Genomic DNA, 12,454 nt, shown 5'->3' with positions numbered 1-12,454 from the left:
GCGTAGAACGCGGTGCGCGCAGCGAGCAACTCGTCGAACTCCGGTGCCCCGAGCGCGTCCCTGGGGCGGAACCTGGGGGCGGAAGCGTCGGTGGACAACGGGGGCCTCCTGTTGGCATGTGAAGCCGGACAAGGTCTTCGGCGCCTGCACGCCAGGCGGATGCACCAGAGCGTGGAGAGGGGGCGGCTACCGCCCTCAGCGGCCAGGAACGCTCCCGGCCATGACGCGCAACAGCCGTTCGGCCGCCCAGACTGGACCGCGAGAGCGCAGCCGTACGGAACCGCTCAGGGCCGCGTCACGCTTCGGCCCCCGCAGGCCGTCAAGCGCACGTGGGATATCTGTCCACTTCAGGGTGTTGGGGTCGGCCACGATGCCGACGCCCGAGCGTTCGGCGTCGCGAGCGACGGCGAACTGATCGCTGGAGAAGGGCAGGACCAGAGCAGGAACTCCCGCCCGCAGGCACTCGGTGAAGGAGTTGCCCCCGCCGTGGTGAACCATGGCTTCCACGTGCTGCAGCAAAGCTTGCTGGGGCACCGTCGCTGCCACTACGGCCCGGTCGCCGGCCAGATCCGCCAATGCCTTCGACCGCTGCCCCGCAGCCACGACCACTCCAGCGTCGGGCAAGCCGTCGACCACGCCTTTGACAACGGTGCGCAGCACGTCGTCGCGAGCAGACAGAAACGTACCGAACGCTACGAGGAGAATCCTTTCCGTATGCCGTCGCAACCGCTCCAGCCGCTGGGACCAGTCGACGTCCAAGGCCGGGACAGCCGGCGGGACCATGTGGCCGGCATGGAGACGGGCAGGGCCTCGGGCCTGGTCCGGCAGCCAGGGCAGATCTGGATAGGCGTACACGACAGCGTGAGGTGAGCTGAGGGCGAAGGCTCGTCCCGGGGACGGCGCAGAGGGTGCATGGCGGCGCGCGAAGGCATCGAACTTGCTGGTGAACGCGGCATCGTTCTCGCGCGCAGCCGCAAGCAGCCGGTCGGCGTCCGCCTGGTCGGGTCGCATCGCCCGCGGCCAGTCGTAGGGCACGCCGAAGTAGGCGTCGGGGCTGGCGAGCACATACGTCGGATGCCCAGGGCAGAACGTTGCATAGGGTGCACCCATGCAATGCAGGGCGAGCGTCACGGCGAAACTGAGCTGATCCGTGACGTACCAGTCGGGGCTCAGCTGGTCATCGAGGGCACGCAGGGACTGCAGGACGCCCTCAGGATCGGCGAGCATGTCCGCGCGCCGGTGCCGCGCCTGGGTGAGCAGGGCCGGTACGGCGCCGACCCGTGTGGCGTCCAGGAACTCACGCAGCCGGGCCGCCTCACTCACTGGCTGCCGAGTTGCCTCCGCCACGCCGGTGTTGCTATTGCGCGAAACCGTCAGCGGGACAAACGTTGGACTTTCCCCCTGCACGAGGTCGGCGAATTCCGGAGCGCAGGCAAAGTACACCTCTGTGTCCAGCGCGCCGAGCGCCGTCGCCAGCGCTGCCAGAGGAGCAGCGTGCGAGGCGAACGGCGGGCTGACGACGATGACGCGCGGCATAGGGCCCTCACAGTCGCAGGACAGCGGCTCTGTCTTTCCGATTCCAGGCGGTGTCGAGCGATGCGCCTGCCCGTCGGGTGCGGTCACCTTCTCTTCGGCGCGAAAGACCTGCTCGGATGCACTCCCGCCCTCCCGTCACGACTTGCATGGGGTGAGCGGCTCATCGGCGACGGCTGTTCGCATCGTTTCCGTACACGTGATTCACCGGCAAAGTGTCTCAATGATTGAAATACCTGGCCGGTAAGCGCCCACACAACTCAAGCCAGTCGACGGCCGGGGCCGGTGGATAGCCCAAAGCAGGGCCAGTCGGGCCACAGATCGAGTCCGCTGCATCCGCCGACGGCCCCCGCCGGGAAGGCCTGTCCAGGGGCATCGGACCCAGGAGGGCAGAAGTGAAAATCACAGGCGCGCGCATCCTCGTTCCGGGCGCCACGGGCGCCATCGGCAGCGCTCTGGCCGAGCAACTGCACCAGCAGGGGGCCCATATCGCGATCGCCGGACGGGATGCGGCCGCTCTGGCAAAGCTCTCCCACACCTGCGCCGGTGTGCCGTCCCGGCGCTTCGACGCCTATGACCTCGACTCATGCGCGGGCACAGTTGCATGGGCGCACGATGTGCTGGGCGGCCTTGACGGCGTCGTGGTCTGTGTAGGGGTCGCCGGCTTCGGACAGGCAGATGCCGTCGGGGACGCCATTGCCGAGCACCTCCTCACCGTGAACGCGCTGGCGCCCATGGCGTTTCTGCGCGCCGCACTGCCTCTGGTGCCGCGAGGAGGCCTCGTGGCAGCTGTCACCGGAGTCGTCGTCGACCTGGCCCCGGCCGGCATGGCTGACTACACCGCGTCCAAAGCGGCACTGGCGCTCTGGCTGACCTGCGTACGTCGTGAGCAACGCCGCAAGGGTGTGCGCGTACTGGATCTGCGGCTCGACCACGTCGAGTCGGGCTTCGCCGACCGAGCTGTCACCGGGAGCCCGCCGTCCTTGCCGCGAGGGCAGACGGTGCCGGAAGCGGTTAACGCGATCATGGACGCACTGGAGAGCGAAGGGTGAACCGATCACGACGGAGAGTCTTCCGTGCTGAACCCTTTGGCGATCGCCGGCCGGCAGGAACGGTGTCAGGGTACCCGGCGCGGTGTGTCTCACGGTGGACGGCGATCCAGCGATGTCATGTACGTCCTTCCGGGTCCTGGCCTCCCCGTTCTCGTGGGGACACTGGCAGTACTGGGCTTCGGAGCTGTCATCCGTGCCGTCAGCGGAACGAAGGGCCAAAGCGCTCGTAGGCCTGGGTGATGTTCCCGGCCTTCGCCACCGCCTGCAGACAGGAGCCGCTCACCCGGCAGACCCTCCGCGTGGCCTCCGGCGAAAGCGCCGGCGGTCGGGCGCCGGAGCAACGCCACTCAGCTGGTGTCGTTCTTGTCCCGCACGACGCCCCCTCGGCGTCCTTCCGCAACGCACGCGGGCCCCGAGCCAGGGAGGGGGATGTGGCTCGGGGCCCGTTGCTGGAGCATGCGGCTCCAGCGGGCGGCGGCGTGCGACGCGCTCGACCAGTCTGTTCTCGCGGAAGGGAGCGTTGCCGCATCACCGCGCGTCAGGGGCGGAACGCGGTGGTCAGGCCTTGGGCATCAGAACGGTGTCGACGATGTAGACGGTGGCGTTGGCGGTGGGAACGTTGCCGCAGACGACCTTGGAGTTGTCGTTTACCGTGTAGTCCTCGCCGGAGCCCTTGGTGGCGAGAGTGGACTTCTGGAGGGTCTCGTAGGTGCCGCTCTCCAGCGCTTGCGGGGTGAGCTTCTCGCCGACGACGTGGTAGGTGAGGATGTTGGTGAGCATCTCCTTGTCGGCCAGGACCTTGTCGAGGTCGGCCTTCGGGATCTTGGCGAAAGCGTCGTTGGTCGGCGCGAACACGGTGATGTTCTGGGCGTTGTTCAGTGTGTCGACGAGGCCGGCCTTCTTGACCGCGGTCACCAGCGTGGACAGGGCCGGGTTGTTGGAGGCGGCCGTGGCGACCGGGTCCTGGGCCATACCGTCGAAGCTGCCCGCGCCGTCCTTCGGGACGCCGGCACAGGCCGGGCCGAAGGGGCCGTCCGCGGGAGCAGGGTCCTCCATCGCCGGGCTCGACTGCTCCTCCGCGGGAGCCGAGCTGCTGGTCTTGTCGGCGGCCGAGTCCGAGGAGCTGTCGTCTCCGCCGCAGGCGGCCAGGGTGAGGGGCAGGGTGACGGCCGCAGTGACGGCGATGGCGGCGCGGCGGAAGCGGAAGGCGTTCACGAAAAGTCTCCTGTGTATTCGGGTAGTCGCTCTCAGTGCTGTCTGAGGGCTGCAGGGGTTAGGTCCCGGTGCGGTGAGGTTCATCCACGTCGACAAGGGTGGTGGGACGCGGAGAAGGTGATCAGCGGGGTTGTCTCCGGAGCGTGGCGGTGACATCGGTGGGTCCGTGTCGGGCCACAGGCGTCTCGTTGATCGTCATGCCTGCTATTCGAGGCAACCGGGTCTTCGGATTGGTGCGTTGGGCGGAAAGATTCGGCGGGTCGTTCCGCCGGCGCTTCCGGTGGCCGGCTTGGCCCGTCCGGTGGGTTTCTCCGGCTCGGACCAATCCGGGGTGCGCCCGGTGGCGAATGCACGGTGTGCGGCGCTTTGGAGGAGGCACCGCACGTGCTGCGGCAAGCCGTTTGGGGATGGGGAGCCGCACCGTTCTTCGCGGTTGAAGGCCCGTGACGAACGGCTGCCGCGGGGCGTTACTCTCCTGGGCGTCCCGCGGCAGCTCTCCCCGCAGTGGAAGATCTTGCCGCCCCGATCTTCCGCCGCCTGGTGGTACTTGAGTTCTGCGTGCGGCGTCCCACCGGACTTGGCCTGATGCGTCCGTACCTCGTCTCGCGGCCGCCCTGCTGCCGGCCCCTCGGGGTTGCCAACTGCTTCCGGTCGTGTGCCATGGTGCGAAACCGGGCAGGGCCCGCCCCGGGAGGCGCACCCTGCGCTCTCTGATTCCCTATGGTTGGGCGGGACTGCGTGGAGACATCGCCGTGCGCATCCTCGGCGTGTGCCCTGCCCTTGCCTACCTGCGCAGTACGGGGGCCGCCGCTTCGGGTCTCGCGGAGTCGCTCGCGGCCGTCCGCCCATTGGAAGCAGCCGTCCCGTCTCAGGTATTTTCCCCGTCGCTGTCGACGGTGCGGTTGCGGCGGGACCGAGGACGAGGTTGGCAGAGGAGCCCCTCCAAGCCCTGTGGAGTCAGAGGCTGTGGCGCTCGCCTTCGGTGACTGCCTGTACGTTCGGCTCTGGTTCACCGGCAGCGCCACGTCTGTGACTTGGTGGTTCTTGGGGAACGAGCCGATGCTGGCTGCCTGGCCGGAAGATGTTGACGCCGAAGGAGCCGTTGACGCTCAGTGCGGCGAAGGCGTGGTTCGTCTGGGTCCGGTGGGAGAAGTAGATGTCCAATCCGGCGTTCGGTGCGGCGTTCACCCCGAGGTTCCCGGTGGGCGCGGAGGTGCCCGATCTGGCGGTGCCTGGAGTGAGACGCGGTCGTTCGTGGTGTCGACGGCGGCCAGTGACCGGCATCGACAGAACACCTCAAAAGCATCCCCCATTGCTCACGCTGCGTATCTGCCGCCTCCTGCAGCTTCACCGGCATGTCGGGCCTGAAGGTAAGAAACAGGCACTGAACTAAGCTCAGCGGTCGTCCAGAGTGCGGATTTCGAAGTCAGGACCCCCTGATCCTCCTGTGCTTCGCCTCTGCACAAGGCCGCGGGGCCCCGGCACAAGGTGCCGGGGCCCCGCGGAGCGGTGCGAGCGGACGGTCAGACCGTCCTCAGCGTGGCCTCGTGCGAGGCCCGCTTGAGGTCCTGCTTACGCGACGGTGAGCCGCTGCGGAGCAGGTCGGTCCAGACATCGTTGTGGCGGAGGTGGAACTCCGAAGCCCTGCCGAAGAGGCGTCGGCGCTCAGCTGCCCGGAGCTCCCGGGACAGCTCTGCCTCGACGGCGGCCGTCATTTCCCCGCGAACGGGCGCGGCCGCACCGAAGAACGTCACGAGCGGGTTCTCTCCCAGCTCGCCGCCACAGCCGACAGTGAAGGGCGACCTCACGGTCCCACCCGAGTGGCAGGGCCAGCTCCAAATCGTCTTCGCCCCCCAGAGCCGTGTCGAGGTACCAGTGAGCCTCGTCCCTGATGATCCCGCCGGGGTCGGCGCCGGTGAGCAGCGCGTCGACCGCGTCGATATCAGGGTGAGGCCCGTGAGGGTCTCGGTGGACCGCTGCTTGGCGCCCAGCGAGCCCCTCGATGACAAGGTGTTCTGGACGACTGCCTTTACCCGGGCCCCGTTGCGCTACGCCGGGAAATCCCAGCGGGCTGGCGTGCAGACCGAAAGCGCAAGATACCCGGCTCAAGGGCAAGGTCCGGGGCTCAGCGGCACGGTGCGGTGGCCCGGCGGTCGGGCGGCGGACCACCACACGGATTTTGCTGGTGGCTCAGCCTTGGTCGATGGGCAGGGCGAGGTCGGTGACCTGCTTCTGGAGGGGGAAGGCGCCGAGATCCTGAACGGCCCCGGTGAGGACGTCGACGTGGTAGAGGCGCGTGGCTCCGCCGGAGTTCAGGGTGGCGAAGCCGTGGTTGGTGCCGTGCTTGGGGGAGGTGTGGATGTCGAACCCGGCGTCCGGCCCCGCGTTCACACCGAGGTTTCCGGTCGGGGCGAGCGTGCCGGCGTTGGCGGGCGACTGCAGGGAGACCCGGTCGGCCATGGCGTCGATGTCGAACAGGGTCGTCGCGGTCGCGGCGTTGAGGTCGTTGTTGGTGTAGGCGGCACCGGTGACGCCCATCGCGGTGGAGGGCGGCGTGGTGGGGTTGGTGAGTGTGCCGTCGGTGGTGGTGCCGAGGGGGGCGGCGCTGTCGTCGATGTTGTGCCGCAGGTTCTGCCCGGTGTTGCTGATGACGCGGAGCCGGTTGGCGGCGGGGTTGAAGTCGACGCCGAACTGCTTGCCCGCGAGGGCGACGGTGAGCTGGGAGACCTTCATGGCCCTGGCGTTGGCCGTGTTGAGGGTGTAGATGCCTCCCTTGTCGCCGACGCCGTAGAGCTTCTCGTTCTGGACGCGGAAGTCGATGCCGACGACCTTGGTGTCACCGCGCAGGCCGGACACCTTCCCGATGGTCCTGGTCCCGGCGGGCCGGTCGACGGTGAACTCGACCAGGCGCTGATCGGCGGTCAGCCCGACGGCGGCGAGCGCCTTGGTCCCTCGGTGGTTCATGTCGTGCCCGTGGCGGCCGTCCGCGGACGCCAGTGCCGGGACGGACAGGGCTGCGGCCACGGCTACGGACACTGCGGCGACGGCGGTTTTACGAGTACGCATGATTCTCCCGGAGAAGTGAGGTGTCCGACCGGAACGGTCAGCGGGTCACGACTGGTTCGAGACCGAAGCACGCGCGGATTGGCCGAAGGGTGCAGGGGGTCACCCCATTGGAGGCCGGAGGCGGGATGGCTGGTCGGCCGATGGCGGGTGGCCTCGGCATCTGGCCGCCGACACGGGAGGGTGAGAGCTCGGCGGACTTCCGGGTTTCTTCGCGGAGCTGCGCTTCGACAGCTCCGTTGCACTGGACGAGTGAAGCTGCCAATAGCTTGTTGTTGCAAGCTATTGGCAGCAAGGGCGTTGTGACTCTTTCGGCCCAGTGTGTGGCGCCTGTGTCGTCGTCATTTTCTTGCGACGTCTCTCCCGCCGCTTTGCCGGTCCCACCGGCCCTTTCGTGAGGATCGGTCCGCACAGCTGGCGTGATGACGCCACGTTGTTCGGCCCGGAATGGGGTTTCGGCGTGCTTGTCTACGGCAGAGCAGCTCTTGACGGTGTGGCCGGTTCCGGCCCTGCCGTTGATGCGTGCCTCCTTTCGTCGGCACGGTCGGCGCGAGATGTTCCGGCGCGGTGCCGAACGCCACCCCATCAGCCCGCACCCCTGGCCACCGCATGTCCTCAGGGCTGCAGTGAGGCAGGGGGGTCAGCAGACAGAAGGAATACCGTGAAGGATTCTCAGGCCAGGCCCCGCTCGCGGCGCGTGCTGGACCGGTCCCTGCTCGTGCTCGGTGCCACCACCCTGGCCGCAGGACTCGGGGCGATGACCCTCGCCCCGGGTCTCAGCGCGGCCTCCAGCCACCGCGAGGCGCCCCTGATCGCCGGTGATCCGCGGGCGGACAACACCGACGTGTACGCGTTCACCAGCCCCGACAAGGCCGACACCGTCACGATGGTGGCGAACTGGATCCCGATGGAGGAGCCCAACGGCGGGCCGAACTTCTACGCGTTCGGCGACGACCTGCGCTACAACATCAAGGTCGACAACAACGGTGACGGGGTCGCCGACGTCACGTACAGCTGGCGCTTCCGCGGCAGCTACCGCGACGACGCGAACCAGTTCCTCTACAACACCGGCCAGGTCACCTCGCTGAACGACCCGGACCTGAACTTCCGGCAGGTCTACGACCTCGTCGTCACCACCGGAGGAAAGAGCCGGACCCTCCTGTCGGGTGTGCCGGCCGCCCCGTCCCGCACCGGCAAGGCGTCGATGCCCGACTACGCGGCACTGCGCAAGCAGGCGACCCTCGGTCTGCCGGGCGGCGGCAAGACGTACGCGGGCCAGGCCGAGGACCCGTTCTTCGCCGACCTCCGCGTCTTCGACCTCCTCTACGGCGGCGACCTGAGCGAGCGGGGACAGGACACCCTGGCCGGCTACAACGTCAACACCATCGCGATCCAGGTCCCCAAGAGGCAGCTCGCCCTCAGGGGCAACGCCTCCCGCAACCCGGTCATCGGCGTGTGGTCGACCACCGAGCGCGGCGGCGTCACCCTGAACGACTCCCGGGACAAGGGCGCCACGAAGCAGTGGAAGCAGGTTTCCCGCCTGGGGAACCCGCTGGTCAACGAGGTCGTCGTCCCGCTGAAGTTCAAGGACGCCTTCAACACCCTCAACCCCAGCCAGGACCGCACCGTCCAGCCCGTCGTCGACAAGGTGTACGACCCGATCCTGCCCAAGCTCATCCAGCAGGTCTACGGCGTCCCGGCCCCCAAGACCCCCCGCAACGACCTCGCCGAGATCTACCTGACCGGTATCTGCAAGGCCTGCGGTCCGATCAAGGCCGACCTGAACGCGCACCGCCTCAACAAGGACGCGCCGCTCAGGAAGATCGTCCCGGCGGAGGAGCTGCGCCTCAACATGGCGGTGCCGCCCACCGCCAGGCCCCAGCGCCTCGGAGTCCTGGCGGGCGACCTGGCCGGCTTCCCGAACGGGCGCCGCCTCGCCGACGACGTCATCGACATCTCGCTCCAGGCCGTCGAGGGCGCCGCCCAGACCGGTGTTCTCGTGCCCGCGCTCGCGGACGGCGACAAGGTCGACACGAACGAGGTCCCGTTCGGTACCTCGTTCCCGTACGTCGCGCTGCCGCACACCAAGAACGTGAACCGCGGCCCCGGCGCGGCCGGCCGCAACGCCGAGCAGGCCTCGATGGAGAACACCGCGGCGAGCCAGGCCATGGAGCCCACCCACGCGGCGGCGCTCGCCGGGGCCGGCGCGCTCCTCCTCGGCGTCGGCGGCTTCCGCCTCCGCCGCCGCGGCAAGAACAGCTGAACCGGCCGTAGCAGGAAGCGGATCGAGGCCACGAAGGTGTCCGGGCCGGGGGCGTGCTGCTCCGGCCCGGGCACCGGCACCACCGAACCATGGGGGAGGACCCTTTTCGTGCACCCGGACCACACCGTACCCCCGTCCACGCCACCGCCCACCCCCTCCCGAGGCGGCCGGCGGCTGCGGAGCATCGCGGTCACCCTGGTCCTGGGGGCGGCGATGTTCGCCGCCGGTGCGGTCATGCTGGCGCCCGACCAGACCACGGATTCTGCCGCTTCGGGCCTGGAGCAGCCAGCTGGTACGCCACGTGGGTCGGTCGAGGCGCTCCAGGCCCGGGTGGCCCGGCTGCCGAAGGATCCGGGGGGCTGGGCCGCCCTGGGTATGGCCTACGTCCAGCAGGCGCGGACCACCGCCGACCCGGCCACCTACGACCGGGCCGAGAAAGCGCTGCGGTCCTCGCTCTCCGTGCAGAGCGAAGACAACACGGACGCGGAGACCGCCATGGGCGCTCTGGCCGCGGCCCGCCACGACTTCCCCGCCGCGCTGGAATGGGCCCGCAAGGCCACCATCAGCGGCCCCTACAGCTCCTCCGCCCACGGAGTCCTCGCCGACGCCTACACCCAGTTGGGCCGTTACGACGAAGCCGACGCCGCCGTGCAGAAGATGGTGGACCTGCGCCCGGACGCCGCCTCCCTCGCCCGCGCCTCCTACGCCTTCGAGCTCAAGGGGGACACCGACCGGGCCCGCGCCCTGATGCGGCGATCCCTGACGGCGGCGGCCACCCCGGCCGACACGGCCTTCGCCCACAACGTCCTGGCATCCCTGGACCTCCAGGACGCCGACCCCCGGGCAGCCCTGTCCCGCACCCGGACCGGGCTCAAGGCCGCCCCGGGCGATTCGGCGCTCCTGGAGACCCGGGCCCGCGCCCACCTGGCCCTGGGCGACACCACCAAAGCCCTTGCCGACTACCGCGCGGCCGTCGCGATCGCCCCCCTGCCCCACCACCTGCTGGGCCTGGGCGAACTGGAGCAGTCCCTGGGCAACCGCGACCGGGCCGAGGAGAGTTACGCCCTCCTGCGCGCCCAGGACCGCATCCGCGAAGCCTCGGGCGACCCGGCGGACACCGACGCGATCCTCTTCGAAGCCGACCACGGCAACCCCAAGCGTGCCGTCACCCTGGCCGAACAGACCCTGCGCACCCGCCCCTTCGTCGCCGTACACGACGCGTACGCCTGGGCCCTGCACCGAGCCGGCCGGGATACCGAAGCCCTCGCCCAGGCCGACAAAGCCCTGGCCCTGGGCACCCGCAGCACGCTCTTCCGCTACCACCGTGCCGCCATCCACCAAGCCCTCGGCGATCCCGAAGAGGCCCGCCGCGACCTGACCGAAGCACTGCGCGAGCCTGCCTTCCACCCCCTGCACGCCGACGCCGCCCGCGACCTGCTCCAGCGAATCGACACGACACCATGAACCACACCCTGCGCCGAGCCATCACCACCCTGACCGCCACCGCCCTCGCCGCCCTCGCGAGCCTGGCGGCAGCCCCCGCAGCTGCTGCCCACCCCCTGGGCAACTTCAGCGTCAACCACCACACGGGCCTCGTCCTTCGGCCCGACCGGATCGACGCCCGGATCGTCGTCGACCGCGCAGAGATCTCAGCCCTCCAGGAACGCCCCGCCGTCGACTCCGACCACGACGGCCGGGTCAGCGACACAGAGGCGCGCGCCCACGCCGAGCAAGCCTGTTCCGACCTGAGCCGGCAGCTCCACCTGAGCGTGGGCGGTACGCGAGCGGACTGGAAGCGGTCCTCGGCCACCCTGGTGTACGAGAACGGGGAAGCGGGCCTCAAGACCAGCCGCCTCACCTGCGACCTGACCGCCCCGGCCGAACTCACCGAGCCCACCGACATCCGAGCGGAATCGACCTACGACACCACCCGCATCGGCTGGCACGAGATGACCGCCACCGGCCAGGGCGTCCGGATCACCCAGGCCGACGTACCCGCAACCTCCACCACCCGCGAACTGCGCCAGTACCCGCAGGACCCCCTCGCCTCCCCGCTCGACCAGCGAACAGCAGCACTGCGCAGCCAGCCCGGACAGGCCACGGCCACCGTCCCGGCGGTGGCGGCGGACCTCCCCGGCGCGGGCGTGATCAGCGAGGTACTCGCCAAGGTCACCGGCGCCTTCGACTCACTCGTCGGCGCCCGCGAGATCACCCTCCCCGTAGGACTCCTGGCCCTGCTCCTGGCGCTCGTCCTCGGGGCGTCCCACGCGGCGATGCCCGGCCACGGCAAGACCATCATGGCCGCCTACCTCGCGGGCCGCCGAGGCACCCGACGGGACGCCCTCACCGTCGGCGCCACCGTCACCCTCACCCACACCGCCGGCGTCCTCGTCCTCGGCCTCGCCCTGCCCCTCTCCACCCATCTCGCCGGTGAGACCGTCCTGATGTGGCTCGGCGCCGCCAGCGGCCTCCTCGTCACCGGCATCGGCCTCTGGCTCCTCACGGGAGCCGTCCGGGGCAGGCCGCAACACAACCACCATCACCACGGACCGAACCACAGCCACAGCCACAGCCACGATCACGGCCACGGCCACGATGACGTCGGCCACCACCATGGCCGCCAGCACGGCCACGGTCACCATCATGATCACGACCACGGGGCCGACAGCTCTCATCACCACGAGCCCGTCACCCCGGCCCTCGAACGTGACAGCGCGTCGACCGGGGAACTCCAGGCGACTCCCTCGGTCGCGACACTCGCCGCGCCGGACCACGAGCACCACCCGTCCGCCACGTCAACGGCTCCCCGAAACGCCCGGCGTACAAGCCGCTCCGGCCTCATCGGCATGGGTATCGCCGGCGGGCTGGTCCCCAGCCCCTCCGCCCTCGTCGTGCTCCTGGGCGCCGTAGCCCTGGGGCGTACGGCCTTCGGCGTGCTCCTCGTCATCGGCTACGGACTCGGCATGGCCGCCACCCTCACCCTCGCCGGCCTCCTCCTCGTCCGCCTGCGCGAACGCATCGAGAGCCACGACCGGGCCCGGACCCTCCGCCACCACCCCCTGCTCAGGAAGCTGGCACGGACCGGCCCCGTCATCACCTCGCTCCTCGTCGTAGCCGTCGGCCTCGGCCTGACCCTGCGGGCAGCAACCGGGAACGGCTAGCTCCCGCAAACCCCCTGCGGGAGACGCCACATACCGGGAGGAAGCCCTCCCCTACAGACGCGAGGAGTCCGAACGACGCATCTGCGGCGAGTCCAGGAGCCTCCTCGCGCGCAGCGATAGCCGACCGTCCGCGAACCGGACGGCGGCATACGGCGGATGCGCCCCGG

9 protein-coding genes are annotated in these 12,454 nt (G+C 69.7%); 4 read left to right on the top strand and 5 right to left on the bottom strand.

Going from position 1 to position 12,454, the window contains the following annotated elements; all coding sequences use genetic code 11:
• Nucleotides 1-195: 195 nt before the first annotated feature.
• On the bottom strand, nucleotides 196-1,536 hold the full coding sequence (locus ACK8N7_RS33665; protein ID WP_500444861.1) for a glycosyltransferase: 1,341 nt from the start codon (nucleotides 1,534-1,536) through the stop codon (nucleotides 196-198).
• A 392-nt stretch (nucleotides 1,537-1,928) separates the two neighbouring features.
• Between ACK8N7_RS33665 and ACK8N7_RS33660 the strand changes: the two genes are divergently transcribed.
• Nucleotides 1,929-2,585 (top strand): SDR family NAD(P)-dependent oxidoreductase, encoded by a 657-nt coding sequence (locus tag ACK8N7_RS33660; RefSeq protein ID WP_403213953.1) that lies wholly within the window; start codon nucleotides 1,929-1,931, stop codon nucleotides 2,583-2,585.
• A 558-nt stretch (nucleotides 2,586-3,143) separates the two neighbouring features.
• Here ACK8N7_RS33660 and ACK8N7_RS33655 read toward each other — a convergent pair.
• From ACK8N7_RS33655 to ACK8N7_RS33640, 4 genes are all read right to left on the bottom strand, one after another.
• Nucleotides 3,144-3,800: a fasciclin domain-containing protein gene (locus ACK8N7_RS33655; protein ID WP_403213951.1), complete on the bottom strand. Its 657-nt coding sequence runs from the start codon at nucleotides 3,798-3,800 to the stop codon at nucleotides 3,144-3,146.
• Nucleotides 3,801-4,757: 957 nt separating this feature from the next.
• Complete coding sequence (locus tag ACK8N7_RS33650; RefSeq protein ID WP_500444859.1) at nucleotides 4,758-4,988, bottom strand: hypothetical protein; 231 nt, start codon at nucleotides 4,986-4,988, stop codon at nucleotides 4,758-4,760.
• 335 nt (nucleotides 4,989-5,323) lie between these two features.
• On the bottom strand, nucleotides 5,324-5,554 hold the full coding sequence (locus ACK8N7_RS33645; RefSeq protein ID WP_403213949.1) for a hypothetical protein: 231 nt from the start codon (nucleotides 5,552-5,554) through the stop codon (nucleotides 5,324-5,326).
• A gap of 436 nt (nucleotides 5,555-5,990) precedes the next feature.
• Nucleotides 5,991-6,866 carry a DUF4394 domain-containing protein gene (locus ACK8N7_RS33640; protein WP_500444857.1) on the bottom strand — a complete coding sequence of 292 codons (876 nt, stop codon included), beginning with the start codon at nucleotides 6,864-6,866 and terminating at the stop codon, nucleotides 5,991-5,993.
• Nucleotides 6,867-7,524: 658 nt separating this feature from the next.
• Between ACK8N7_RS33640 and ACK8N7_RS33635 the strand changes: the two genes are divergently transcribed.
• From ACK8N7_RS33635 to ACK8N7_RS33625, 3 genes are all read left to right on the top strand, one after another.
• Nucleotides 7,525-9,126, top strand: coding sequence for a DUF4331 domain-containing protein (locus ACK8N7_RS33635; RefSeq protein ID WP_500441883.1), 1,602 nt, complete (start codon nucleotides 7,525-7,527; stop codon nucleotides 9,124-9,126).
• A gap of 108 nt (nucleotides 9,127-9,234) precedes the next feature.
• Nucleotides 9,235-10,590 carry a tetratricopeptide repeat protein gene (locus ACK8N7_RS33630; protein WP_500441881.1) on the top strand — a complete coding sequence of 452 codons (1,356 nt, stop codon included), beginning with the start codon at nucleotides 9,235-9,237 and terminating at the stop codon, nucleotides 10,588-10,590.
• The gene (locus tag ACK8N7_RS33625) at nucleotides 10,587-12,287 is read left to right on the top strand and encodes a nickel/cobalt transporter (RefSeq protein ID WP_500444855.1); all 1,701 of its coding nucleotides are present in this window, start codon (nucleotides 10,587-10,589) and stop codon (nucleotides 12,285-12,287) included. The genes ACK8N7_RS33630 and ACK8N7_RS33625 overlap by 4 nt, the downstream gene beginning before the upstream one ends.
• The last annotated feature ends 167 nt before the right edge of the window (nucleotides 12,288-12,454 follow it).

It is taken from the genome of Streptomyces griseobrunneus (assembly GCF_046713465.1).
GTDB classification, from domain to species: domain Bacteria; phylum Actinomycetota; class Actinomycetes; order Streptomycetales; family Streptomycetaceae; genus Streptomyces; species Streptomyces microflavus.
This window is presented reverse-complemented; position numbering and strand designations above follow the sequence as displayed.